Source organism: Nonomuraea solani, assembly GCF_900108335.1.
In the GTDB taxonomy this organism is placed as follows: domain Bacteria; phylum Actinomycetota; class Actinomycetes; order Streptosporangiales; family Streptosporangiaceae; genus Nonomuraea; species Nonomuraea solani.
The window spans coordinates 630,837-652,999 of record NZ_FNVT01000004.1 but is presented as its reverse complement, the minus strand read 5'-3'; the positions used below and the strand labels follow the sequence as shown (position 1 = coordinate 652,999).

Annotated in this window: 27 protein-coding genes, 2 tRNA genes and 1 other RNA gene; 13 read left to right on the top strand and 17 right to left on the bottom strand. The window is 69.0% G+C overall.

The genetic code is table 11. The annotated features are described in order from the left end of the window. Positions 1–30 precede the first annotated feature (30 nt). From C4V41_RS18760 to ffs, 3 genes are all read right to left on the bottom strand, one after another. Positions 31–561: a DinB family protein gene (locus C4V41_RS18760; protein WP_103957152.1), complete on the bottom strand. Its 531-nt coding sequence runs from the start codon at positions 559–561 to the stop codon at positions 31–33. Positions 562–788: 227 nt separating this feature from the next. Next, entirely contained in the window at positions 789–3,299 is a 2,511-nt protein-coding gene (locus C4V41_RS18755) for a DNA polymerase III subunit gamma and tau (protein WP_103957151.1), read from the bottom strand. Between the two features lie 31 nt (positions 3,300–3,330). Beyond that, positions 3,331–3,426: signal recognition particle sRNA small type (gene ffs / locus C4V41_RS18750), an RNA gene on the bottom strand. A gap of 97 nt (positions 3,427–3,523) precedes the next feature. On the opposite strand from ffs, the gene C4V41_RS18745 reads away from it, so the two are divergent. Further along, positions 3,524–3,611 (top strand) — tRNA-Ser (locus C4V41_RS18745). Positions 3,612–3,659: 48 nt separating this feature from the next. Here the strand turns inward: C4V41_RS18745 and C4V41_RS18740 are convergent. After that, positions 3,660–4,616 (bottom strand): hypothetical protein, encoded by a 957-nt coding sequence (locus C4V41_RS18740; protein ID WP_103957150.1) that lies wholly within the window; start codon positions 4,614–4,616, stop codon positions 3,660–3,662. Positions 4,617–4,662: 46 nt separating this feature from the next. After that, the gene (locus C4V41_RS18735; RefSeq protein ID WP_103957149.1) at positions 4,663–5,130 is read right to left on the bottom strand and encodes an NUDIX hydrolase; all 468 of its coding nucleotides are present in this window, start codon (positions 5,128–5,130) and stop codon (positions 4,663–4,665) included. A gap of 97 nt (positions 5,131–5,227) precedes the next feature. On the opposite strand from C4V41_RS18735, the gene C4V41_RS18730 reads away from it, so the two are divergent. Next, on the top strand, positions 5,228–5,623 hold the full coding sequence (locus tag C4V41_RS18730; protein ID WP_103957148.1) for a hypothetical protein: 396 nt from the start codon (positions 5,228–5,230) through the stop codon (positions 5,621–5,623). Between the two features lie 6 nt (positions 5,624–5,629). Here C4V41_RS18730 and C4V41_RS18725 read toward each other — a convergent pair whose 3' ends face one another. Next, positions 5,630–6,271 carry a LysE family translocator gene (locus C4V41_RS18725; protein WP_103957147.1) on the bottom strand — a complete coding sequence of 214 codons (642 nt, stop codon included), beginning with the start codon at positions 6,269–6,271 and terminating at the stop codon, positions 5,630–5,632. 97 nt (positions 6,272–6,368) lie between these two features. Between C4V41_RS18725 and ypfJ (C4V41_RS18720) the strand changes: the two genes are divergently transcribed. From ypfJ (C4V41_RS18720) to C4V41_RS18710, 3 genes are all read left to right on the top strand, one after another. Beyond that, entirely contained in the window at positions 6,369–7,310 is a 942-nt protein-coding gene (gene ypfJ, locus C4V41_RS18720; RefSeq protein ID WP_103957146.1) for a KPN_02809 family neutral zinc metallopeptidase, read from the top strand. Between the two features lie 75 nt (positions 7,311–7,385). After that, on the top strand, positions 7,386–8,213 hold the full coding sequence (gene ypfJ, locus C4V41_RS18715) for a KPN_02809 family neutral zinc metallopeptidase (protein ID WP_103957145.1): 828 nt from the start codon (positions 7,386–7,388) through the stop codon (positions 8,211–8,213). 48 nt (positions 8,214–8,261) lie between these two features. After that, positions 8,262–8,558 carry a type II toxin-antitoxin system VapB family antitoxin gene (locus tag C4V41_RS18710; protein ID WP_103957144.1) on the top strand — a complete coding sequence of 99 codons (297 nt, stop codon included), beginning with the start codon at positions 8,262–8,264 and terminating at the stop codon, positions 8,556–8,558. Between the two features lie 77 nt (positions 8,559–8,635). Here the strand turns inward: C4V41_RS18710 and C4V41_RS18705 are convergent. From C4V41_RS18705 to C4V41_RS18690, 4 genes are all read right to left on the bottom strand, one after another. Further along, positions 8,636–8,725: transfer RNA gene (locus C4V41_RS18705), tRNA-Ser, on the bottom strand. A 10-nt stretch (positions 8,726–8,735) separates the two neighbouring features. After that, positions 8,736–9,191 (bottom strand): tRNA adenosine(34) deaminase TadA, encoded by a 456-nt coding sequence (gene tadA, locus C4V41_RS18700; RefSeq protein ID WP_268808618.1) that lies wholly within the window; start codon positions 9,189–9,191, stop codon positions 8,736–8,738. Positions 9,192–9,215: 24 nt separating this feature from the next. Then, on the bottom strand, positions 9,216–9,692 hold the full coding sequence (locus C4V41_RS18695) for a tRNA adenosine deaminase-associated protein (RefSeq protein ID WP_103957143.1): 477 nt from the start codon (positions 9,690–9,692) through the stop codon (positions 9,216–9,218). An 18-nt stretch (positions 9,693–9,710) separates the two neighbouring features. Further along, complete coding sequence (locus C4V41_RS18690; RefSeq protein ID WP_407670005.1) at positions 9,711–10,226, bottom strand: tRNA adenosine deaminase-associated protein; 516 nt, start codon at positions 10,224–10,226, stop codon at positions 9,711–9,713. Between the two features lie 142 nt (positions 10,227–10,368). Here C4V41_RS18690 and upp point away from each other — a divergent pair, with 142 nt between their 5' ends. From upp to C4V41_RS18660, 5 genes are all read left to right on the top strand, one after another. Continuing rightward, entirely contained in the window at positions 10,369–11,007 is a 639-nt protein-coding gene (gene upp, locus C4V41_RS18685) for a uracil phosphoribosyltransferase (protein ID WP_103957142.1), read from the top strand. A gap of 131 nt (positions 11,008–11,138) precedes the next feature. Beyond that, positions 11,139–11,363, top strand: a complete 225-nt coding sequence (locus tag C4V41_RS18680) for a hypothetical protein (protein ID WP_103957141.1) — start codon at positions 11,139–11,141, stop codon at positions 11,361–11,363. A 252-nt stretch (positions 11,364–11,615) separates the two neighbouring features. Further along, a complete protein-coding gene (locus tag C4V41_RS18670) occupies positions 11,616–12,149 on the top strand; it encodes a PH domain-containing protein (protein WP_103957139.1) in 534 nt (177 codons plus the stop codon). 96 nt (positions 12,150–12,245) lie between these two features. Continuing rightward, complete coding sequence (locus C4V41_RS18665; protein ID WP_103957138.1) at positions 12,246–13,589, top strand: helix-turn-helix domain-containing protein; 1,344 nt, start codon at positions 12,246–12,248, stop codon at positions 13,587–13,589. Positions 13,590–13,689: 100 nt separating this feature from the next. Next, positions 13,690–14,364 (top strand): FadR/GntR family transcriptional regulator, encoded by a 675-nt coding sequence (locus C4V41_RS18660; protein ID WP_103957137.1) that lies wholly within the window; start codon positions 13,690–13,692, stop codon positions 14,362–14,364. 5 nt (positions 14,365–14,369) lie between these two features. Here C4V41_RS18660 and C4V41_RS64255 read toward each other — a convergent pair whose 3' ends face one another. From C4V41_RS64255 to C4V41_RS18650, 3 genes are read right to left on the bottom strand one after another with little or no spacing between them, the layout of a single operon-like run. Continuing rightward, positions 14,370–14,600 (bottom strand): Rossmann-fold NAD(P)-binding domain-containing protein, encoded by a 231-nt coding sequence (locus C4V41_RS64255; RefSeq protein ID WP_235030215.1) that lies wholly within the window; start codon positions 14,598–14,600, stop codon positions 14,370–14,372. Positions 14,601–14,610: 10 nt separating this feature from the next. Next, entirely contained in the window at positions 14,611–15,225 is a 615-nt protein-coding gene (locus C4V41_RS18655) for an NAD(P)H-binding protein (RefSeq protein ID WP_235030214.1), read from the bottom strand. Then, positions 15,222–15,509 (bottom strand): antibiotic biosynthesis monooxygenase, encoded by a 288-nt coding sequence (locus tag C4V41_RS18650; RefSeq protein ID WP_103957136.1) that lies wholly within the window; start codon positions 15,507–15,509, stop codon positions 15,222–15,224. The genes C4V41_RS18655 and C4V41_RS18650 overlap by 4 nt, the downstream gene beginning before the upstream one ends. 62 nt (positions 15,510–15,571) lie before the next feature. Between C4V41_RS18650 and C4V41_RS18645 the strand changes: the two genes are divergently transcribed. After that, positions 15,572–16,021 (top strand): MarR family winged helix-turn-helix transcriptional regulator, encoded by a 450-nt coding sequence (locus tag C4V41_RS18645; RefSeq protein WP_103957135.1) that lies wholly within the window; start codon positions 15,572–15,574, stop codon positions 16,019–16,021. Between the two features lie 236 nt (positions 16,022–16,257). On the opposite strand, the gene dnaN is transcribed toward C4V41_RS18645, so the two are convergent. The 3 genes from dnaN to C4V41_RS18630 all read right to left on the bottom strand — a co-directional run bounded on the left by dnaN (position 16,258) and on the right by C4V41_RS18630 (position 19,501). Beyond that, the gene (gene dnaN, locus C4V41_RS18640) at positions 16,258–17,355 is read right to left on the bottom strand and encodes a DNA polymerase III subunit beta (protein ID WP_103957134.1); all 1,098 of its coding nucleotides are present in this window, start codon (positions 17,353–17,355) and stop codon (positions 16,258–16,260) included. 68 nt (positions 17,356–17,423) lie between these two features. Continuing rightward, complete coding sequence (locus C4V41_RS18635) at positions 17,424–18,074, bottom strand: response regulator transcription factor (protein WP_200824062.1); 651 nt, start codon at positions 18,072–18,074, stop codon at positions 17,424–17,426. Beyond that, entirely contained in the window at positions 18,071–19,501 is a 1,431-nt protein-coding gene (locus C4V41_RS18630; protein WP_103957356.1) for a sensor histidine kinase, read from the bottom strand. Before C4V41_RS18630 ends, C4V41_RS18635 begins: the two co-directional genes overlap by 4 nt. A gap of 109 nt (positions 19,502–19,610) precedes the next feature. On the opposite strand from C4V41_RS18630, the gene C4V41_RS18625 reads away from it, so the two are divergent. Together C4V41_RS18625 and C4V41_RS18620 are read left to right on the top strand one after the other, a co-directional pair. After that, on the top strand, positions 19,611–20,516 hold the full coding sequence (locus C4V41_RS18625) for an ABC transporter ATP-binding protein (protein WP_103957132.1): 906 nt from the start codon (positions 19,611–19,613) through the stop codon (positions 20,514–20,516). Beyond that, positions 20,513–21,241: an ABC transporter permease gene (locus tag C4V41_RS18620; RefSeq protein ID WP_103957131.1), complete on the top strand. Its 729-nt coding sequence runs from the start codon at positions 20,513–20,515 to the stop codon at positions 21,239–21,241. The genes C4V41_RS18625 and C4V41_RS18620 overlap by 4 nt, the downstream gene beginning before the upstream one ends. Positions 21,242–21,243: 2 nt before the next feature. On the opposite strand, the gene C4V41_RS18615 is transcribed toward C4V41_RS18620, so the two are convergent. Further along, positions 21,244–22,158, bottom strand: coding sequence for an SMP-30/gluconolactonase/LRE family protein (locus C4V41_RS18615; RefSeq protein ID WP_103957130.1), 915 nt, complete (start codon positions 22,156–22,158; stop codon positions 21,244–21,246). Positions 22,159–22,163 lie beyond the last annotated feature (5 nt).

Genomic DNA, 22,163 nt, shown 5'->3' with positions numbered 1-22,163 from the left:
CGTACGTGCCACACCGATCTTGAGCTGAGCTCATTCCGAGGACGCGGCTCGCAGCATGCGGAGCTGGCCTATTTCGGTGACGTTCTTCATCAGCTCGGAGTTGACCCAGGCGACCACGTGGGCGACGGTGTGCTCGGAGTCCTTTGGCCAGGGGAAGGGGGGCGCCGGGGCGTCCAGGTCGGCGTCGGTGAGGCCGTCCAGCACGGTCAGCCACGTGCTGCGGAGGTCACGCAACCACTCGACGGCGCTCGCTCCATCTCCCGGCCAGGTGACCTCGGTCCTGTCCCGGGGCTCGCGTCCCTGGGCGTGATCGATGGTCACGCTCCACCACCAGCCGATATGCCAGCTCAACCAGCCGATGGTGGGAACCGGGACCGGATCGGGCTCGGTCTCCGCCCAGTCGGGCACCCATGTTCCCGTGGCGTCGGGGCGCACGGTCCAGCAAAGTGTGGCGGGTTCCCACAGGAAGTCCGCGGGTTGCAGGCGTTCCAGGTGGTAGTCGAACAACGACCAGGTGAAGTCGAACTGCCAGCGCAGCAAATCGCATCTAGATTCGTTCATCAGGACATGCTGACAGGCTCCGGCGGGATCATGGGACGATGCCGTAGTACTGGGCGCTTCTCAGCTTCCTGGGTCGGGACCGTGACGTCGCTCTGTTGCCCGGCCGAGTGGTTCCACCTGGCCGAATGACGGCATCGCTCAACCCGACGGCACGGCCAGCCCGGCGATGCCGAAGCACCCGCGGTGCCCCAGCACCCGGCGGTGGCTGGCGCCCTACGGCAACCTCGTCAGGCGTGGTCGATTTCGCCGATCACGCGGGCGCCCAGTTCCCGTTCCAGGAGTGCCATGCCGGAGATCGCGTCCACGTCGTCTGCGTCGGCGTCGTTCAGTGGGTCCACGTCGTCGACCACGGCGGTCTTCGTGCGGCTCGGGATCGCGTCCGGCCAGGCCGCGGCCGCGTTGCCGTTGCGGGCCGCCGGGGCACGCGGGCCCGCCTGGGCGGCCGCCTGCGCCGCGGACTTGGCGGCGGCCATGCCCGAACCCATGGCCGCCGAGGGCGCGGCGGCGGGCTGGGCGGCCGCCACGGTCCTCATGGGATCAGGGGACGGCGGCGAGCCGGGGCTGTGGTCGTCAGGAGCGTCGGGCCAGGACTCGTCCGTCGTCTGACGCCCAGGAGCCGAGGAGGCCTGATGGCCGGCGGATGAGGCGCCCTGAGGACCGGCGGATGACGTGGCCTGGTGCCCACCCGATGGCGCGGCTTGATGACCGGGAGACGGGGCCGATGGACCGGCCGGTGGCTGTCCAGGCGGTTCCTGGCCGCCGCCCTGGTCGTCCTGGGAGCCGCCGTGTGAGGCCGTACGCCCTTGCGGACCTGCGGTGTGCTGCCCCGCCCCGCCCTGAGGACCGGCCGGCGCCTGGCCGGCCGGCGCGGGGGCGGGCGCGGGCGGACGGGCTGGGCCACGGGAGGGGTTCGGCGCCGGAGAGCCGCCGACGACCGCCTCGACCCGCCAATTGCCACCGAGCACATCGCCCAGCGCACTGGCCACCACGGCGTCCTTGCCACCGCCGGTGAAGTTCTTCATGGCGCCGACCTGGCTGAACCCGAGCGTGACCAGGTTGCCCTCGACGCCGACCAGCTGAGCGTTGGTGCTCACGTTGGCCCATACGACGATGCTGCGCTGCTTGAGCGCGGCCAGCACGGCGTTCCACTGCGTGTGAACAGCACCCGCCCCACCAGCCGAAGAACCTGGCGCAGCGGCCCCACCGCTGGGGGCATGGGCTCCGCTTGGCGCAGCAGCTCCACCAGCCGCCGGCGCATGCCCACCGCCAGAAGCCGCGCCCGCTGAGGGGGCGGATCCAGCCGCCGAACCAGGCCGCGTCGTCTCAGGCCAGTCATCAGCCCCCGAGGCCGTACCGGATTGCGCCGCAGCACCGACCTGCGCACCGGACTGACCAGCCGAACCAGGTTGCCCCTGCTGACCAGCCGCCCCATGGGCCGCCGGCGCCTGGCCGGGCATGCCATGAGCGCCTTGGTCCACGCCCGGACCGGCATGACCGTGAGCGGGCTGAGCGGGAGTGCCATGGGCGGGCTGGGTGTGGGCAGGCGCCGGGGCCGAGGTGCGGGCGGCCATTTGGGCGACGGCGCCGCCGCGCTCCAAACGTTCCAGGCGGGCGAGCAGGGCCTCCTCGCCCTGGGCGGCGCCAGGAAGCAGCACGCGGGCGCACATCAGTTCCAGCAGCAGGCGCGGCGCGGTGGCCCCGCGCATCTCGGTGAGGCCGGCGTTGAAGAGCTCGGCGGCGCGGGTGAGCTCGGCGGGCCCCATGGAGGCCGCCTGCTGAACCAGGCGCTCCAGCTCGTCGGCCGGGCGGTCGAGCAGGCCACTGGAGGCAGCCTCGGGGACGTTGGCCAGGATCACCAGGTCGCGGAAGCGTTCGAGCAGGTCGGAGGCGAAGCGGCGGGGGTCGTGGCCGCCCTCGATCACCCGGTTGACCGTGTGGAACACCAGCCCGCCGTCACGGGCCGCGAACGCGTTGACGACCTCGTCGAGCAGGTCACCGTCGGTGTAACCGAGCAGGGAGACGGCCTTGGCGTAGGTGATGCCGTCTTCCTCCGCCCCGGCGAGGAGCTGGTCGAGGATGGACAGCGAGTCACGCGCGGACCCGGCGCCGGCCCGCACCACCAGGGGCAGCGCGTTGGGCTCGAAGGGCACGTCCTCTGAAGTGAGGATCTCCTCCAGCAGCGCCTTCAGCGTCGCGGGCGGCATCAGCCGGAACGGGTAGTGGTGCGTACGCGACTTGATGGTGCCGATGACCTTTTCCGGCTCGGTCGTCGCGAAGATGAACTTCAGGTGCGGCGGGGGCTCCTCGACGAGCTTGAGCAGCGCGTTGAAACCCTCGCGGGTCACCATGTGCGCCTCGTCGATGATGTAGATCTTGTAGCGCGCGGAGACGGGGGCGAAGAAGGCCCGCTCGCGCAGGTCACGCGCGTCGTCGACACCACCGTGCGAGGCGGCGTCGATCTCGATGACGTCGAGGTGGCCGGGGCCGGTGGGGGCGAGCGCGACACAGGACTCGCAGACGCCACAGGGGTCGGGCGTCGGGCCCTGCTCACAGTTGAGAGAGCGCGCCAGAATGCGGGCGCTGGAGGTCTTGCCACATCCGCGAGGGCCGCTGAACAGATAAGCGTGGTTGATGCGTTTTGTACGCAACGCCTGCCGCAGGGGGTCGGTGACGTGTTCCTGTCCCTTGACCTCGGCGAAGGTCCCGGGCCGGTACTTGCGGTAAAGCGCAAGGCTCATGCGACCATCCCGCCTGCGAGGGGGCTCTCAACGAAGAGACCCCCCGCACACCCGCCAGAGCCCGCTTATCCTTGCTGCCTTCCGGCCCTGGGGAGGTTCACAGGATGACGCCGCGCGAGGGGTCCCAACACAGTCTAGCCACATGCCGCAGTGCTCGCGTCACCCTCAAGCGGCTCGGCAAAACATGGTCGGCACACCTCCCGAAGTCCGGTAAGCTCGACGACGGAGGATTCGCCTAGTGGCCGAGGGCGCACGCTTGGAAAGCGTGTAAAGGGCAACCTTTCGGGGGTTCAAATCCCCCATCCTCCGCCAGCTCAGAAGGGGTGTGCCGTGATCACGGCACACCCCTTCTCGCTTTGGTCAGCCATCGAAGAGAAACCACTCGATGCCACGGAGCGGACGTAACAGGCTTCGGTGTGTCGCGCCGAACCAGACCCGGCACTCCTCTTCCTCCTCGTCGCCGGTGACGCAGGCGATGAGACCGGGCGCCACGTAGAAAGACCCGTACCTCCAGGTCTTGAGCGGCACCCGGCGCAGCGTGCCGGTCAGCTCGTCGACGATCGGTGTCGGCAGCGTACGGCTCCACGCCTGGTAGGGAGCGTTGATCATGGCCTCGTGCAACGAGAACTGGAGCAGGAAGCCGCTGAGGCGTTCACGTTCGGCGTGGCGGTGTTCGTCATCCACGATCGTCCACACGGTCGGATCGTCCTCGGAGGGGTCGAGGGACCAGACGGGGACCGAAGGCGTCGCGGGTGGCGCGGCGGGGTGGGAGAGCGGATACCGGCTTTCGATGAACAGCCGCAGCGCGGTCGCACGATCGCCGTTGACATGGTCGAGCCACTCCAGCCCTGGCAGGGCGGTGACAGGGCTTGGCGGGCGCACTCGGTCGAGCACGTCGAAGCTCAGCGGCGGGTCGATGCGCAGGACGCACTTGCCGAGGACGAGGGGACCGGGATCATCCGTCCGCTCGCTCTGCACGCGATCGACCGGACCGAGATAGAGCGACCCTCCCTCCAGCCGGACGAACAGATGGATCGGCCAGGGCCGCTGTGGCCGCTCCCAGGAAAGCCAGTCGAAGTCTTCCTTCACTCCCAGAAACCGTTCGGCCAGGATCCCCGGCATCGGCCCGATCAGCTTGAATTCGGTGCTGCTCCACACTCCGCCGGCCGCCGGATCGTCCACGGCGTCCGTGACGATCACCGCGCCGGTGGGGCCGATGGCGACCTCCGCACCACCGACTGTGAAAGTGTTCGCAGACGCACCCACCAGGCCGGGCACGTCGATGGTGGTGACCAGGTCCAGGCGTGAGAGTGGCATGCCGGTGACTGTGGTTCGCTGCCGGGAGGCATCGTGTCGATTCACATCACCCCTCCTTTGTGCCGATGTCCGCGCGGCGCAGGCTCCGCGAGAGCCACGGTGGGCAGTCCGCGCCGGCCTCGTCGGGAGTGAGCCAGACGAAACCGGCCACCTCCTCCGCCGAGACGGCCACCGGTTCTGCGGAGGCCGGCAACTCGCCCTGGAACACCACATTGATCACCGGATCGCCGTCGTCGGTGACGAAGAAGCCGCTCTCCACGTAGCCGAGCTCGACTCCGCTCAGGTCGACGCCGATCTCCTCGGCCACCTCCCGGCGCGCCGTCTCCTCCAGGACGTCGAGCCCGGTCCCGTCGGCCTCGACCTTTCCGCCGACCCCGGCGAGCATCCCCGGAGCGTGGGCCTCCTGGGCGCCCCGCCGGATGAGCAGAAAGCGGCCGTTCCGTCGCAGCAGGACCTCGACGTTCACGACGAAGGCCGGCCGTCCCGCCTGAGTGAAGCAAACTGAGCTGATCATGCCCAGAACCCTACGAGCCGGGCGTTCCCGTACATGACCATGCGAGGCGGTCCTATGCTCGGCGCGTCAATCGCCGCCCCCTGAATGGGAGGCTCGCATGTCCGAGCCTTATGGCAGCGAGGCGATGCCCCCGTCCGTGTACGTGGCCAGGGTCTGCATGTGGATCCAGGCGGTCCTGGGGATGGTCGGCCTGCTCCTGCTGCTCATTCTGCTGGGGAGCGTGCCGGTCGGGACGGTGCGGGGTGCCTTGCTGTTCGCGCTGGCCGTGCCGCTGGTGACGATCGTGCTGATCGGGTTCCTGGCGGCGCGGCTCATCTCCCGGCGCGGCTGGGTGCGCGTCTGCGGTCTGGTCGTCGAACTGCTGCTCGTCCTGCTGGGGATCTGGCGGGTCGTGAACGGGGTCAGCTTCGGCAACGTGCTGGGCGTGCTGCTGGCCGCCCTGGCGTTCGCGCAGTTGTGCCGGGCCTCGTCCGCGCGGTGGTTCGACCGGTGATGGGGGTCAGGAGGCGACGACGGCCTTGGAACGGTCGGTCGCCATGCTGATCGCGAACCCGCCGAGCACCGTGCCGGTGACGTAGCGCTGGACGCGTACCCAGATCGGGCGCCGGGCCAGGAACGCCGCCAGACTGCCCGCCGTGACCACGATCAGGGCGTTGACCAGCGTACCAACGGCGATCTGGACGGAACCGAGTGCGAGGCTCTGCAGCAGCACGTGGCCCATCGACGGGTCGATGAACTGCGGGAGCAGCGACAGGTACAGGATCGCGATCTTGGGGTTGAGCAGGCAGGTCAGCAGGCCCATCGAGAACAGCTTGCCGGGACGCTCCTCGGGCAGCTCGCGCGGCTCGAAGGCGGAGGCGCCGCCGGGCTTGACGGCGTTCCAGGCCAGCCAGAGCAGGTACGCGGCCCCGGCCAGCTTGAGCCCCGTGTACGCGGCCGGCACGTAGGCGAACACGGCCGTCAGCCCCAGGCAGGTAGCGGCCAGATAGACGGTGAACCCCAGGAAGACCCCCGTCAGGGAGATCAGCCCGGACCGGCGGCCCTGCGTGATCGAGCGTGAAACCAGATAGATCATGTTGGGCCCCGGCGTCAGAACCATGCCCAGGGACACCAGCGCGATCCCGATCAAGCCACCTGTCATATGGGCACATTATCTGACATATCCCTGAAAATCATGCATATGCAAATTGCTGTGCGTAATCGACCCATCACAGGGAAGGTTCCGCTGCGGGGGGAACATGCAGTTCGACGATGACGCACGGCTCGACCCGTCGCAGGTCGAGGACGTCCGGGCCTCCGGCCCGCAACCTGGTCGCCGCGGCGGGATGCCGGGCGGCTGCATGCTGCCGATCGGCGGCCGGGGCGGCGGCTGCCTGCTGCTGGTCCTGGCGGTGGCCGGGCTGTTCCTGTTCGGGCTGGTGCCCACGCCGTTCAGCGGTGAGGAGGGCGGGCAGCAGGGCGGCGGACAGCAGCCGAGCGCCCCGCCCACCGCCACCGGTGGCCTGGCCGAGCGCTGCAAGACCGGCGCCGACGCCGACCAGTCGGAGGACTGCCGCATCGTCGGCACGGTCAACAGCATCCAGTCGTACTGGCGGCAGGTGTTCGCCGAGCGCGGGCGCAAGGTCTACACGCCGGCCAAGACCGTGCTGTTCTCCCAGGCGGTCAGCACCGGCTGCGGCACGGCCGACTCCGCCGTCGGGCCGTTCTACTGCCCGGCCGATCGCAAGGTCTACCTGGACCTGGCGTTCTTCGACACGCTCCAGCGCGACTTCGGGGCCGAGGGCGGGCCGTTCGCGCAGGCGTACGTGATCGCCCACGAGTACGGCCACCACGTACAGAACCTGCTCGGCACCATGAACAGGCTCGGCCGCGACAACCGCCCCGGAGCCGGCAGCCCCTCCGTCCGCCTCGAGCTCCAGGCCGACTGCTACGCCGGGGTTTGGGCCCACAACGCGGTCAAGACCGGCTTCTACGACGAACCGTTCTCCCAGACCGACATCGACCAGGCGCTCAGCGCGGCCGCGGCGGTCGGGGACGACAGCATCCAGCGGCGGTCGCAGCGCCGGGTGACGCCCGACGCGTTCACCCACGGCACCTCGGAGCAGCGCAAGCGGTGGTTCGGCGTGGGGTACGACAGCGGCGATCCCAAGCGATGCGACACCTTCTCCACCGGTATCTGAAGGTCGCGCTTTACCGGTAGCCGGGCGTTCTTTGGGGCAGTTGTCCTGCGGGCAGCATCCGGAAGGGACGTCAGCATGGACTTCAAGGACCAGGTCGAGCTCGACAGCTCGCAGGTGGAGGAGGCCGGCGGGGGCGGCGGCGGACGCGGTTTCCCCGGGGGCATGGTCGTCGGCGGCGGCGGGATCGTCAGCCTGATCGTGCTGGTGGTGGTGTTCGTCCTGAACAACGTGGGCGGCGGCACCGAGCCCGCCCAGCAGGAACCCCCGTCCAAGCTCTCGGAGCAGTGCCAGACGGGCAAGGATGCCGACCAGTCCGAGAAGTGCCAGGTGGTCGGCGTGGTCAACAGCATCCAGAACCACTGGAAGCAGGAAATTTCCACTTATCGCGTGGCCAAGACCGTCCTGTACACCGGCAACGTCCGCACCGCCTGCGGTGGCGCCGACTCCTCCGTCGGCCCGTTCTACTGCCCCGCCGACCAGCGCGTCTACCTGGACCTGAGCTTCTTCGACCAGCTCCACAGCCAGTTCGGCGCCAAGGGCGGCCCGTTCGCGCAGGCGTACGTGATCGCCCACGAGTACGGCCACCACGTACAGAACCTGGAAGGCGCCCTGGAGTCGGGCAGTTCGGTCGGCACCGAACTCCAGGCCGACTGCTACGCCGGGGTTTGGGCCCAGAACGCGTTCAAGACCGGCTTTTACGACCAGCCCTTCACCGAGACGGAAATCTCCGAAGCCCTCGATGCCGCGGCCGCGGTCGGCGATGACAGAATCCAGCAACGCACCACCGGCAGAATCGATCCTGAATCGTTCACGCACGGCAGCTCGGAGCAACGCGTCAACGCCTTCCAACGCGGCTACAAAAACGGCAGGCAAGCCGATTGCGCACCGGCTGAGCTGGGCTGATCTCGCCAGATAGCGCGAGGAATCAGAATCTCTCCTAAAATCAGGGGGGTGATCTTTAAGCTTGTCGGCGACGGACGCCCTTATCCCGAACACGGTCTGACGCACCGCGAGTGGGCGCAGATCCCTCCACGGCAGGTCCGGCTCGACTCGTTGATCACTACGAAGGCCATGCTGGACCTGCACTCACTGCTCGCCGCCGACTCCACGTTCTATGGAGACCTTTTCCCGCATGTCGTGCAGTGGGAGGGCGAGCTCTATCTGGAGGACGGCCTGCACCGCGCGCTGCGCGCGGCCCTGCACCAACGATCGATCCTGCACGCCAGGGTCCTGGAACTGCCCACCTGAGAAAAAGGGAGTCGCGAATCGCGGCTCCCTTTTTCTCATGCCGAAGGGCCCCCGAGATCTCGGGGGCCCTTCGGCGTTGGCGGTGGTGGTGGGATTTGAACCCACGGATGAGTTGCCCCATCACACGCTTTCGAGGCGTGCGCCCTCGGCCACTAGGCGACACCACCGCGCACGAGCTTACCGGATCCTGCGAGTAGCGAAGAACCGCTTTAGGACCTCACCGCACTCTTCGGCGAGCACGCCCATGACGACCTCGGGCCGATGGTTGAGCCTGCGGTCGCGTACGACGTCCCAGAGCGAGCCCACGGCCCCGCCCTTCTCATCCGTGGCGCCGTAGACGATCCGGTCCACCCGGGCCAGTACGGCGGCGCCCGCGCACATCGTGCAGGGCTCCAGCGTCACCACGAGCGTGCAGCCGCCGAGCCGCCACTGCCCGCGCAGCGCGGCGGCCCGGCGCAGCGCGAGCACCTCGGCGTGGGCGGTCGGGTCGGCGGCGGACTCACGGTCGTTGCCCGCCATGGACAGGACCTCGCCGAGCGGGTCGAGCACCACCGCGCCCACGGGGATCTCTCCCCTGGCGCCGGCCGCCGCGGCCTCCGCCAGAGCCAGGCGCATGGCGTCCTCGTGGGTCACCGCGACCGAGTCACTGTGAGCGGGTCACCTCAGCCGGTCGAGCTCGTCGGCGAACGACAGCCGCTCGGCGATCACGGACAGGATGTCGGCGGGCAGCATGCCCTCCTCCATGCTCAGCTCCAGCAACTCCTCGGAGCTGACGCCCAGGTCGCCGAGCAGCTCGAAGTCGCCGGCCGGGCGTACGCCGAGACCGTTGTTCTCCTTGTCGGGCGCCACACCGGCGAACTCGGCGAACAGCTCGCCCAGGCTGTTGGTCACGATCGCGTGCGCGTCGGAGAGGAACACCCGCGGCTCCTCCTCGCCCCGGTAACGGGCGATGGCGAACCATTCGTCCTCGACCTCGACGCAGAGCAGCGCCAGCTCGTCACCCGAGAGCCCCAGCGCCTCCATGACGGCGTCGCCGAGGTCGTCGACGATCTCGGCGTTCGCGAGGTCCACCTCGGCGCCGCTCCAGCCATCAGAGGTTCGGACAAAGGCCGCAGAGAAGGTGTTGGACGCCATGTCCGCGCTCCTGGGGGGTCAGCCGAAGACCGATTCGATGGCACGCTCGAACGGCTCGGAGAAGCCGAGCCGCGCGGCGATGCTGGACAGCACATCTTCGGGTAGCAGATCGATGTCGCCGGAGAGGATGCCCAGCTCCATCTCGTCCAACCCGAGATCAGCGAAGATCGACAGATCTCCGGCCGGGAGCACGGTCTCCTCGTCCTGGAGGATCTCGTCGAGCTCCTCCTCATCGGGTACGGGGACGTCGAGATAGTGGAGGACCTGCCGGGCCAGCGGGAAGTCCCAGGAGGCGGCGATGTCGGACAGGAACACGTCGACCCGGTCGCCCAGGACGCGCAGCGCCACGAAGAACTCGTCGCCGACGGCGACCAGGCCGATCGTGCCGCTCTCGCTCGGCTGCTGCTTCAGGGCGTGGATGAGCCCCTGCAGATCGGACGTGAGCGTTACGGGCAGCAGCTCGGCGTCCCAGCAGCCGTCCTCTCGATAAACCACTATGGCGAAGTCAAGAGCGTCCTCGTCTGTCATCGCCATCCCCACCCGACCCTGTGACACGATCACCAGCACCCAATCGTTCCAGAACCGGCCACTGGCCGTGTGCCTCTCCGACCAAATTGTGATCAAAACCAAGGTCGTGAGGTGCCGGTACGTTCCTCACAAGATAGCGTTGTCCCTTATGGAGACCCTCGTCGTCGATCATCCGCTCGTGGCGCACAAGCTCACCACGCTGCGCGATGTCCGCACCGACTCGCCCACTTTCCGCAGGCTCGCGGACGAGCTGGTGACGCTGCTCGCGTACGAGGCCACGCGCGACGTACGCGTCACCGAGGTGACCGTCGAGTCGCCCGTCTCCACCGCCAACGGCGTCCGCCTCGCCAAGCCCTACCCCTTGGTGGTGCCGATCCTGCGCGCCGGGCTCGGCATGCTCGACGGCATGACCAGGTTGCTGCCCACGGCGGAGGTCGGGTTCCTCGGCATGATCCGCAACGAGTCGACGCTCCAGGCGGAGACGTACGCCACCCGGCTGCCCGACGACCTGTCGGGGCGGCAGTGTTATGTGGTCGACCCGATGCTCGCCACCGGCGGCACGCTGGCGGCGGCCGTGCAGTTCCTCTTCGACCGGGGCGCCGTTGACGTCACGGCCCTGTGCCTGCTGGCCGCCCCCGAGGGGCTGGCCCACATGGACAAGGTGTTCGCCAACTCCGGCAAGCCGATCCGGGTCGTCACGGCCGCGCTCGACGAGCGGCTCAACGAGAACGGCTACATCGTGCCGGGCCTCGGCGACGCCGGCGACCGCCTGTACGGCGTCGTCTGAAATCCGCTTTTTCTGCGGACATCTGAAAAGCCCCTGTTCCGTCACGCGCAGTCATCTCTTCGTTACATACTGTGGTTGGGTGGGTACGAAGAGATAGGAAGGCAACTTCCGCATGCGCGTGGGGGAGCACGATGAGCGATCACACCGAGGCGGACCCGACTCCGTACGCGGACGTCGAGACGGTGCTGTGCGACGAGTTCGCAGGCATACACTCCGCGACCACCGTAACGCGTTGCGTCGAAGCGGCGCACTACGGCGCGCTGGAGGTCACCGGCTACGCCCATCCGAGCCTCGTCGAGCGCATCGCGCGTAAGCACCTTCACGTGCTGGCTCTGGTGGCCAGCGAGCGAGGCTAACCAAGATCCAAACTAACCCGCCGACTTACCTTTACCCGGGCATCCGGGTGGGTAATGTATACGACGGGTGGAGTGGGTAAGTGGCACGGAGGCGACGGTGCAGGTCAAAAAGGTCCTCACATACGGTGGTATCGCATTTGTTGCGTACTACCTGTTCGCGCGACCATCTGACGCCGCGGACGCGGTGAGAGGAGCGTTCGACACGGTGTTCAACGCGGCCGACTCTCTGGCTCAATTTGTGAACAGCCTCTCATGAGACTTGTGACCCACGGGGACTCCGCTCCATCGTCGGTCAACCGCTACCTCCTCCCCCACGAACAACAGGTCATCATGGTGCGGCGGCACCCTGCCATCCTGCTGCGTCCGGTCGCCGAGGTCCTCGGCGGCCTGATCATCGCCGGTCTGCTCAGCAAGTTCTTCGGCGGCGGCGACGCGGGCGGGACGGCGCTCGTCGTCGTGTGGTGGCTGTGGCTCCTGCTTCTGATCCGTTTCGTGTGGAAAGTCGCGGAGTGGTCAGTTGATTACTTTGTGGTGACTTCCAAGCGAATGCTCCTCACCACGGGACTCATCACGCGCAAGGTCGCGATGATGCCCTTGGGCAAGGTCACCGACATGTCCTTCCAAAGATCTCTCCTTGGGCGCATGCTCGGTTACGGTGAGTTCATCCTCGAGTCGGCCGGTCAGGACCAGGCACTCTCGACCGTGGAGTACATTCCGTATCCGGAGACCCTGTACCTCGAGGTCTGTCAGATGCTTTTCCCCAGCAAGGACGACAGCGACGATTAATCTCCGCGTGGCAAATTCTTCACGCGGGGATACCAGATTCGGCTACTTCATGCAATCATTGCGTGTTGTTGACCCTTCCCCGCCTTGAGAGATGAGATGCCGAGTCAGGGAACCATCGGTGACCGCGTCCGAGGATTGCGGCTGAACAGGCGGATGTCTCAGGCCCAACTGGCCGGACCCGACCTGTCTGACAGTTATGTCTCGCTCATTGAGTCGGGCAAGCGCACGCCGACTCCAGTGGTGGCCCGGTTGCTGGCCGAGCGGTTGGGGTGCACGACCGAGTTCCTCCTTCACGGGATCGAGCCTCGGCAGCGCATCGACACCGAGCTCGGCCTGCGACACGCCGAGCTCGAACTGCAGCACGGAGACCCGTCCGTAGCCGCCGACCGCTTCACGGAGATCGTGAAGGCGGCCGACGAGGAGAACGCCATGCTGACCGCGCACGCGCGGTTCGGCAGGGCGCGTGCGCTCGAAGCCCAGGGTCGGCTCGGCCAGGCCGTGGAGGCGTTCGAACGCCTGCGCAGGGAGGCCGCGGCTCATCCCGAGCGGCTGGCCGACCTTCCGCTCACCATCGCACTGAGCCGCTGTTACCAGCGGGCGGGTGATCGCCTGCGGGCTCGTGACCTGGCCGCCACGGCCTTGGCACAAGCCGACCGGCTGTCCATCACGCAGGGCGAGATCGCCGTCGACCTGGCCGCCGCGCTGGTCGAGGCGCGCAGTGAGCGCGAGAGCGACTCACCCGCGCTCGACTACGTCAAGCGGGTGCTGGACATGACCGACTCTCCTGAAGTTGTGGACCGTTCCGGAGAGATCCAGGCCCTGTGGCACGCGAGTGCCGCCGCTGCCGCGGGCGAGGACTCCGCGCTGGCGGTGCGGCTGGCCGACGACGCGATCATGGCGGGCCGCCCGGCCCGGCTGTCGCTGCAGCTGGCCAGGGCCGCCATGCACTGGTCCCGGCTGCCCACGGCACCGATCGGCGAGGCCGAGAGGCTCATCACGGCCGCCTCCAAGGCGTTCGCGGTGTTCCCCGGCACCCTGCGCGAGCACGGTGAGAGCCTCATCGTCCACGCGCGGGTCCGGCTGCGGGCCGGCGACCCGGTGCGCGCGGGCGAGCTGGCCGTGTCGGCGCTGGGCCTGTCACACGACCGTTCCGGCACGACTCCGGCCGAGGCCTACCTCGTGCTGGCCACCGTCGCGCTCGACCAGGACGTGGACGCCGCCGAGCACCTGCGCAGCGCTCACCAGTTGCTCGACACGCTCGACCGGCCGGTGTTCGGCTCCGACCGGCAGGCGGCGCGCTGCTGGCGGGAGCTGGGCGATCTCTACGGCAGGGTCGAGTCCAGGGCACAGCAGACGGCCGCATATCGTAAGGCCCTCGAAGCTGCCGGGGTTCGCTCCGCGATGGCGGGGGTGACGGTAGACGCCACGGTTACTCGCTGAACCTCCGGGAGCTCCAGATTTGGCGTTTTGAGTCTGGAATAATTAGGGTCTACCAGTCATTGACTCATAGGATGATTGGTTTCCCCGGAGGAGGCGGACTGTGAGTCTGCGTACGGCGCAGCGGGCTTCGCTCGTCGACCAGGTGATCGATCAGCTCAAGGAGCAGATCACCTCAGGGTCGTGGCCGATGAACGGCAAGATCCCGACCGAGACCGTGCTCGCCGAGCAGCTCGGTGTGGGACGCAACACCGTTCGTGAGGCCGTACGCGCGCTCACGCACGCCGGGCTGCTCGAGTGCCGTCAGGGGGACGGCACTTACGTCCGCGCGACGAGCGAGCTGTCCGGCGCGATGCTGCGCCGGTTGCGGCAGGCCGAGCAGCTCGAAATCCTCGAAGTACGCCGTGCGCTCGAGGTCGAGTCCGCCCGGCTGGCCGCCACCCGGCGCAACGACGAGGACATCCGGCGCATCGAGGCCGCGCTGGCCGAGCGGGACCGGGCGTGGGAGCTGGACGACCCCGACTTCTTCGTCGAGGCCGACCTGGCCTTCCACATGGCCGTCGCGCACGCGACCCACAACCTGGTCCTGATCGACCTGTACGAGGACTTCTCGGCGGCGCTGCGGGCCAGCATCACGGCCGCGGGGACCTCGCTCAACAAGAGCTACATCCCCCACGACGCGATCGCGCGGGCCATCGCGGCCGGCGACGCGGCGGCGGCGGAGCGGGCCGGGCACGCCTGCATGGAGCACATCCTCATCGCGCTCACCGACTCCTGACCCTCTCAGGAGCGCAGGCTCGCGGCGTGGTCGCGGGCGAAGGTGGCGAACGAGCGGGCGGGGCGGCCCAGCAGGTCCGCCACGGCCGTGGTCGTGTAATCACCCCAGCCCGCCGCGTACGCCGTCAGATACTCCCGGTTGACCGAGGCCATCCACTCCGACAGCCCCGCCTCCCGCATCGCGCGGTAGGCGTCGTCGGGGCTCACCGGCTCGTACGCGATCGGCGTCCCGTACACCTGCTCCAGCTCACCCGCCGCCTCCCGCAGTGAGATGCTGGCGGAGCCCGTGAGAGTGTAGGTGCTGCCCTGGTGCCGGGCGGGATCCCTGGTGCCGGGCGGGATCGCGCAGGACCGCGGCGGCGACGTCGCCGATGTCGCGCACGTCGATCATGCCGATTCGGCCCTCGCCCGTCCCGCCGTACAGGGTGTCGCCGTTGACCGAGCCGAGAAGGTTCCGCATGAAGAAGGCCGGGCGGAGGATGGTCCAGCCGAGGCCCGAGGCCGCCGGCTCCACGTCGGACAGGGCGTGCAGGCGGCCGTTGCGCGTCGGAGCGTCGTGTGCGGCGCCGATGGCCGACATACGCACCACATGGCCCACTCCGGCCTGCCGCGCCGCCCAGACGGCGTTCATGCTCGCGTGCGGGGCCTGCGGGCCCATCGCCGTCAGCAGCCACAGCGTGTCCACGCCCTTGAACGCCTGGCCGAGCGTGGCGGGGTCGTCCAGGTCGCCGACCGCCACCTCGACCCCTGAGGGCGCCTTGGCCGCGTCGCGCACCAGAACCCGTACGTCGGCCGTCCCGGCCAGCGACTTCAGCACAGCACCGGAGACGGTGCCCGTGGCTCCAGTGATCAGGATGGTCATCGGAGGGTCCCCTCTTCCATGGAGACAAGCTCGTCGATCAGGTCGAAGAAGGCCCGGATGCCGGGCGAATCGGCGCCTCTGGCGCGTGAGTCGGCGAAGTCGCCGCTCGATCGCCACTCCACGATGTCCAGCCACTCGTCGGCGGACACGCGGACCAGCTTGGCGCCCAGGAATCCGGCCCGGCCGGCCTGGAAATCAGCGATCATTCCCGCCCGGGCCGCCAACAGGTCGCCGGCACGCTCGGGCGACACCCGGAACCGGGTGAGTTCCACCGTCGTCGTCATGGCACGACAATATAGTATGAATTAGTGACTATCAAGATTAGTGACTTAATGGAGGGTGTGCCGTGCGCAGGAGCCAGCGCAAGCAGGAGGAGCCCGACCTCGGTGTCCTGGCCGGCCGGACGCTTTTCGGCCTGCAGCGGGAGCTGTTCACGCGGCTGGGCGAGGTGGGGCATCCCGACGTACGGCCCCGGCACGGTGCCGTGCTGGCGTACCTGGATGAGGAGGGCAGCAGGGCCACCGATCTGGCCGCTCAGTCAGGGCAGCACAAGCAGGTGATCGGGACGCTGGTGGACGAGCTGGTCGAGCTCGGGTACGTGCGGCGGCAGCCGGACCCGGCCGATCGGCGGGCCAAGCTGATCGTGCCCACGGACAAGGGGCTTGATCACATGGCCAAGTCGGATGCCATCCTCGCCGGGATGGAGGCCGAGCATGCGCGGGCTGTGGGCGAGGAGGCGTACGCGGAGTTCAAGAGGGTGTTCAGGCTGGTCGCCGACCGCCACAGCGGGCGTTGATTCTCGCGCGTCATCACGACTTCCCTTCTCGTCCTGCCCCGCCGCACTTCGGTGCGGTCCTTTTGGAGAAGAGGAGGGGCGGCGCCGCCGGTTCCCCGGCCGCGAGGAGAGGGGCCAGCGGGGGCGGCGCCCCCGGGTTCGCCTGCCCGTGAGCAGCGGCGCGCAGAGGCCGTGCTGTCGGTTCGCCCGCCCGTGAGGAGGGCGGACGATGTGGCCGGTTCGCCCGGTGGGGGGCGTTAGCTTTGGCGGAGGGACATGACCAGGTAGCGGAAGGCGGGCTGGCCGTCGCCGGGGACGTCTTGGATGAGGGCGGGTCTGGTCGGTGACTCCAGGTTGATGCGGGCCAGCTCGCTCTCGATCCCGCCCAGCCCGTCGAGCAGGAACTGGGACTGGAAGGCGATCTGGATGTCGTCGCCGCGCAGCTCGCACGGCACCACCTCCGTGCCGCGCCCGATGTCGCCGCCGCCGGCCTGGATCAGCACCTGCCCCTGGCTGAACGACAGCCGGATCGCGGTGTTGCGCTCGGCCACCAGGGCCACCCGCTTGATCGCGTTGACGAACGAAGCCACCGGCACGTCGGCCCTGATCGACCAGTCCGAGGTGAGCCTGGCGCGGTAGTCGATGAACTGCTCGTCGAGCAGGCGCACGGTCGTGCTGCGCCCCACGCTCTCGAACCCGGCCACCCCGTCGCCCATCGCGACCGACACCTCGCCACCGCGCAGCGACTTGGCCACCTCGACCAGCACCCGCGCCGGGACCATCGCGGAGACGGCCACGTCGGGGCTGACCGGGCGCCAGGTGAAGTCGCGGGCGGCGATGCGGTAGCGGTCGGTCGCCGCCATCGCCACGGTTTCGCCCTCGATGTCGACCCTGATGCCGGTGAGCATGGGCAGCGTGTCGTCGCGGCTGGCCGCCGGCGCGACCTGCCCGACGGCGGAGGCGAACACGCCGCCGCCGATCGCGCCGATGCTCTGCGGCATCGTCGGCATGGTCGGGAAGTCTTCGACCGGCATCGTGATCAGCCCGAACTCGGCACTCCCGCAGGTCAGCACCGCCTCGGGGCCTTCGGTGACGATCTCCACGTCCTCGGCGGGCAGACTGCGGCTGATCTCGGCCAGCAGCCGGCCGGGAATCAGCACCCGGCCCTCCTCGGCCACGTCGGCGTCGACCTCGGCCCGCGCGGAGACGTCGTAGTCGAACGCGGACAGGCTCAGCTCTTCGCCCGCCTCCAGCAGCAGCCCGGACAGGACGGGCACCACGGGGCGGCTGGGCAGGACTCGGGCAGCCCACGCCACCGCATCTGCCAGAACATCGCGGTTAACCCGGATTTTCACCTGTTACCACCCCTTCGTCGCGCCGTGCCTCTATGAAAATAGCCGGTGTGACCGACAACTAACGGCGGTCAGCGGCTGTTGAGGTAGGCGAGCACGGCCAGCACGCGGCGGTTGTCGTCGTCAGACGGTGCCAGGCCGAGCTTTGCGAAGATCGAGGCGGTGTGTTTGGCCACGGCACTTTCGCTGAGATAGAGCCGCTGGGAGATGGCCGCGTTCGACCGTCCCTCGGCCATCGCCTCCAGCACCTCGCGCTCGCGGGGCGTGAGCGCGGCCAGCGGTTCGAGCCGGGCGTTGCTGGCCAGCAGCTTGGCGATCACCTCGGGGTCCATGGCCGTGCCGCCGGCGGCGACCCGGCGTACGGCGTCGATGAACTGCTCGGCGTTGAAGACCCGGTCCTTGAGCAGATAGCCGATCGCGCCCGAGCCGTCGGCGAGCAGCTCACGGGCGTAGAGCTGCTCGACGTGCTGGGACAGCACGAGAATGGGCAGCCCTGGCACCTGTTTCCTGGCCGCGAGCGCCGCCTGAAGGCCCTCGTCGGTGAACGTGGGCGGCAGGCGCACGTCCACGATCGAGACGTCGGGGCGCAGCTCCAGCAGCCCTTTCAGCAGCTCGGGCCCGCTCTCCACGGCCCCCACGACCTCGAAGCCGTGGGCCTGGAGGAGATGGACGAGCCCGTCTCTGAGCAGGTAGAGGTCTTCGGCGATGAGTACGCGATTCACGGGCACCACGGTTTGGTCGGGGTCGCCTCCACCAGCCAGCGTTCGCGGTCATGGTTGGCGGGGATGCGGATGGCCAGGATGTGCATGATGACACCAAGTGTGATCATCCCGAAAATCACCGGCCACTGCCAGACCTCCGGCAGGTGCAGGGCCAGGAACCAGGCCTTCTCCTCGATCCCGAAGATCTTGAAGATCGCCGCCACGACCCCCTGAGGAAAGGTGGGGCACCAGGCCGTGGCCCAGAGGAGGACGACCACGGCCGACTTCCAGCGCGGCATCTTGACCAGGTTGCCGGCCCAGTGGTCGGGCAGCACGCGGGGCAGGTCCATCGTGACCGTGGTGGGGCCGCCGGGCGGGCTGTGCAGGGCGAGCACGCCGTCGAAGGCGGCCAGCCGGCGTTCGATGCCGATCAGGCCGCTGCCCTTGGCCGGGTCGGCTCCGCCCATTCCGTCGTCGGTGACCGTGACGCGCAGGTCGGGGCCTTTGGTGCTGACGTCCACCGTCGCCGTACGGGCTTCGCCGTGCCGGGCGGCGTTGGACAGCAGTTCGCTGACCGCGAAGTACACCGCCGCCTCCACCGGCGCCTCCGGCCGGTGCGCCAGCTCGACGTCCACGGTGACCTGCAGCGGGCTGTCGATGGCCAGCGCGCGTACGGCGTCGGCGAGACCGCGTTCCGCCAGCACGGGAGGGTGGATGCCGCGGACGACCCTGCGCAGCTCCGTGAGCGTCTCGGCGGAGGCGTCCCTGGCCTTGGCCAGCAGCGCCTTGGCCGCGCTCGGATTGTCGTCGACGAGCTGCTCGACCGCGCCCAGCGTCATGCCGATCGCCACGAGCCTGGCCTGCGTGCCGTCGTGCAGGTCACGCTCGATCCTGCGCATCTCGGCCGCCTGGGAGTCGGCGGCCAAATTGCGGGTGCGCCGCAGGTGGCTCACCTGACCGGCCAGGCGGCTGGCGGCGGTCGCGCCCAGCAGGAGGTCGCACCACAGGGCGTACACGCGCAGGCCCCGGGCCGGGAGCAGGAGGAAGAGCGGGATCAGCGCCACCTTCACGACCGGGTCGAACAGCAGCCAGACCTCGTCGCGCCAGGTCGCCGGATCGCTCATCAGCCACTTCCACCGGCTGTTCCAGGCGGGGATCCAGGGCGACTTGTAGAGCGTGCGCTCCGAGCGGTACATCCCGTCCGCCTGCGGCACCGGGGGCGGGGGTGCCGGCAGGTACGGGGGGTCGATCTCCATGCCGGTCCACTGGCGTACCAGCCGGCGGTTGAGCTCGGCGAGCTCCCTGACCATGATCGTCTGAGGAGGGAACAGGAAGACCATGCCCAGCGCCACGGACAGCAACAACATGACGACCGTCAGAATGATCGCGGGCACCTGGACGAGGATGAGCGCGAACAGCACCAGGACCTGACCGAACCTCTGCAGCATGCCCACAGTGTCCGCCATCGGGGCGGCCGGGGTCACTGCACCTAGATACACCCTTGCCGGGCATCTACCGAGATTCCCCGTTCCAGCCGGGATTTCTAGCGTCTGTGCCATGAAAATCATCGAAGTCGGAAACCTGCGCAAGCAGTATCCGAACCACCTCGCGGTAGACGATGTGTCATTCGAGGTGGCCGAGGGCGAGATCTTCGGCATCCTCGGCCCCAACGGCGCCGGCAAGACCACCACCGTGGAGTGCGTGGCCGGCCTGCGGGAGCCCGACGGCGGGACCGTACGGGTGGCCGGGCTGGACCCGCGGCGCGATCGCGCGAAGCTGCGCGAGGTGCTCGGCATGCAGCTCCAGGCCGCGGCGCTGCCGGAGAAGATCAAGGTCTGGGAGGCGCTGGACCTGTACGCCTCCTTCTACCCCGACCCCGCGAACTGGCCCGAACTGCTGGAGCGGGTCGGCCTCACCGACAAGCGGAACACCATGTTCAAGCAGCTCTCCGGCGGCCAGCGGCAGCGGCTGTCCGTGGCGCTCGCGCTGGTCGGACGGCCGCGCGTGGCGGTGCTCGACGAGCTGACCACCGGTCTCGACCCGCAGGCCCGCAGGGACACCTGGGAGCTGGTCGAGCAGATTCGCGACTCGGGCGTGACGGTCGTGCTCGTCACCCACTTCATGGAGGAGGCCGAGCGGCTCTGCGACCGGCTCGCGCTCATCGACGCGGGCAAGGTGGTCGCCACCGACTCGCCGTCCGGGCTGATCGCGCAGGTGAACGAGGAGCAGCGGGTACGGTTCCGGCCGTCGGCCCCCTTCGACGACGCCCTGCTGCTGGCCCTGCCCGAGGTGCGGGAGGTCGCCAGGAGCGGCGCCCAGGTCGTGGTGAGCGGCACCGGCAACCTCGCGCCCGCCGTCACCCTCGCCCTGGCCCGGCACCAGATCGTCCCCGGAGACCTGCGGATCGAGCAGGCCACGCTCGACGACGCGTTCCTCGCGCTCACCGGAAGGAAGCTGTCATGAAGTTGTTCCTCGTCGAGACCAAGCTGCACCTGCGGGAATGGCCGTTCCTGCTGTTCACCCTCGGGCTGCCGACCTTGCTGCTGATCGCGCTGGGATACGGCATCCCGGGGATGACCGAGGTCCAGGCTTCGGGCGAACGGGTGGTGGACACCCACATGCCCAGCATGATGACGCTCCTCACGCTGCTGATGCTGGCCTGCAACGTCGTGCCGGCGGTGCTGACCACGTACCGGGAGCAAGGGGTCCTCAGGCGGATGTCCACCACGCCCGTGCACCCCGGGCGGGTGCTGGGCGCGCAGCTCGTGATCAACCTGGCCATCGGGGCGGTGTCCACGGTGCTGCTGACCGTGGCCGGGATGGTGGTGTTCGGCTCGTCGGCGCCCAAGCAGTGGGCGGGGTTCGTCCTGGTGTTCCTGCTCGGCACCGCCGCGCTGCTGGCGATCGGGCTCGTGATCGCCGCCCTGGCGCCGAACGGCAAGGTCGCTCCCGGGATCGGGTCGGCGGTGATGTTCCCGCTGATGTACGTGGCGGGCATGTGGACGCCGCGCGAGACCATGCCGGACGGGCTGCGCCTGGTCAGCGACTTCTCCGTGGCCGGGCCCTTCGCCCAGGCGCTCAGGGACACCTGGGCGGGCCACGCGCCGCAGCTCATGCACCTGGCCGTGGTCGCCGCCGGGCTGGTCGTCTTCGGCGGGCTGGCCGTGCGGTTGTTCCGGTGGGAGTGAGGTCAGCGCCCGGCCCAGACCGGGCGCGCGCCGGTGACGTTGGTCAGCAGGGTGTAGAGCGAGGTCGAGGCCGTGATGAAGAGCTGGTTGCGCTTGAGCCCGCCGAACACCAGGTTGGCCGTCGCCTCCGGCAGCTTGAGCCGGCCGATCAGCGTGCCGTCGGGGTCGTAGCAGAGCAGTCCCTTACCGGCCGCGGTCCAGACGCGGCCGGTCTCGTCGAGCCGCAGGCCGTCGTAGCTGTCCTGATCGCCGCCCTCGGCGAAGACCTTGCCGCCCGACAGCACGCCGTCCTCCCCCACGTCGAACACCCGCAGGTGCCTGGCCTTCGTGTCGGCCACGTAGAGCTGCCGCTCGTCGAGCGAGAAGGCCAGGCCGTTGGGCCGGGAGAAGTCGTCGGCCACGACGCGCACCTCGCCCGTCACCGGGTCGGCGCGGTAGACGTGGCAGCCGTCGATCTCCTGGTCGGCGGCGATGCCCTCGTAGTTGCTGAGCAGGCCGTAGGGCGGGTCGGTGAACCAGATGGAGCCGTCGGAGCGCACCACCACGTCGTTGGGGCTGTTGAACCGCTTGCCCTCCCAGCGATCGGCGACCACCGTGATCGAGCCGTCGTGCTCGGTACGGGTGACGCGCCGTTTGCCCTGCTCACACGAGATCAACCGGCCCTCGCGGTCGAGCGTGTTGCCGTTGGTGTAGCCCGACGGCCGGCGGAACTCGCCGACCGCGCCGGTCATCTCGTCCCAGCGCAACATGCGCTCGTTGGGGATGTCGCTCCAGACCAGGAACCGGCCGGCGGGGAAATAGACCGGGCCCTCCGCCCAGCGGGTGCCCCGATGCAGGATCTCGATCCGGTCATCACCGCCGATCCCGGCGAACCGCTCGTCCAGCACCTCGAACTCTGTGGGGATCGTGTCCGTCATACCGC

What these genes read in the sequence shown, in the direction of transcription:
- C4V41_RS18665 (WP_103957138.1), top strand. Translation starts at nt 12,246, where the DNA reads ATGCCGAGTCAGGGAACCATCGGTGACCGCGTCCGAGGATTGCGGCTG.
- ypfJ (WP_103957146.1), top strand. Translation starts at nt 6,369, where the DNA reads ATGCAGTTCGACGATGACGCACGGCTCGACCCGTCGCAGGTCGAGGAC.
- C4V41_RS18695 (WP_103957143.1), bottom strand. Translation starts at nt 9,692, where the DNA reads ATGGCGTCCAACACCTTCTCTGCGGCCTTTGTCCGAACCTCTGATGGC.
- C4V41_RS18655 (WP_235030214.1), bottom strand. Translation starts at nt 15,225, where the DNA reads ATGACCATCCTGATCACTGGAGCCACGGGCACCGTCTCCGGTGCTGTG.
- C4V41_RS18690 (WP_407670005.1), bottom strand. Translation starts at nt 10,226, where the DNA reads ATGGCGATGACAGACGAGGACGCTCTTGACTTCGCCATAGTGGTTTAT.
- C4V41_RS18755 (WP_103957151.1), bottom strand. Translation starts at nt 3,299, where the DNA reads ATGAGCCTTGCGCTTTACCGCAAGTACCGGCCCGGGACCTTCGCCGAG.
- C4V41_RS18740 (WP_103957150.1), bottom strand. Translation starts at nt 4,616, where the DNA reads ATGCCACTCTCACGCCTGGACCTGGTCACCACCATCGACGTGCCCGGC.
- C4V41_RS18725 (WP_103957147.1), bottom strand. Translation starts at nt 6,271, where the DNA reads ATGACAGGTGGCTTGATCGGGATCGCGCTGGTGTCCCTGGGCATGGTT.
- C4V41_RS18650 (WP_103957136.1), bottom strand. Translation starts at nt 15,509, where the DNA reads ATGACGACGACGGTGGAACTCACCCGGTTCCGGGTGTCGCCCGAGCGT.
- C4V41_RS18615 (WP_103957130.1), bottom strand. Translation starts at nt 22,158, where the DNA reads ATGACGGACACGATCCCCACAGAGTTCGAGGTGCTGGACGAGCGGTTC.
- C4V41_RS18670 (WP_103957139.1), top strand. Translation starts at nt 11,616, where the DNA reads ATGAGACTTGTGACCCACGGGGACTCCGCTCCATCGTCGGTCAACCGC.
- upp (WP_103957142.1), top strand. Translation starts at nt 10,369, where the DNA reads ATGGAGACCCTCGTCGTCGATCATCCGCTCGTGGCGCACAAGCTCACC.
- C4V41_RS18730 (WP_103957148.1), top strand. Translation starts at nt 5,228, where the DNA reads ATGTCCGAGCCTTATGGCAGCGAGGCGATGCCCCCGTCCGTGTACGTG.
- C4V41_RS18680 (WP_103957141.1), top strand. Translation starts at nt 11,139, where the DNA reads ATGAGCGATCACACCGAGGCGGACCCGACTCCGTACGCGGACGTCGAG.
- C4V41_RS18625 (WP_103957132.1), top strand. Translation starts at nt 19,611, where the DNA reads ATGAAAATCATCGAAGTCGGAAACCTGCGCAAGCAGTATCCGAACCAC.
- C4V41_RS18760 (WP_103957152.1), bottom strand. Translation starts at nt 561, where the DNA reads ATGAACGAATCTAGATGCGATTTGCTGCGCTGGCAGTTCGACTTCACC.
- ypfJ (WP_103957145.1), top strand. Translation starts at nt 7,386, where the DNA reads ATGGACTTCAAGGACCAGGTCGAGCTCGACAGCTCGCAGGTGGAGGAG.
- C4V41_RS18735 (WP_103957149.1), bottom strand. Translation starts at nt 5,130, where the DNA reads ATGATCAGCTCAGTTTGCTTCACTCAGGCGGGACGGCCGGCCTTCGTC.
- C4V41_RS18620 (WP_103957131.1), top strand. Translation starts at nt 20,513, where the DNA reads ATGAAGTTGTTCCTCGTCGAGACCAAGCTGCACCTGCGGGAATGGCCG.
- C4V41_RS18630 (WP_103957356.1), bottom strand. Translation starts at nt 19,501, where the DNA reads ATGCTGCAGAGGTTCGGTCAGGTCCTGGTGCTGTTCGCGCTCATCCTC.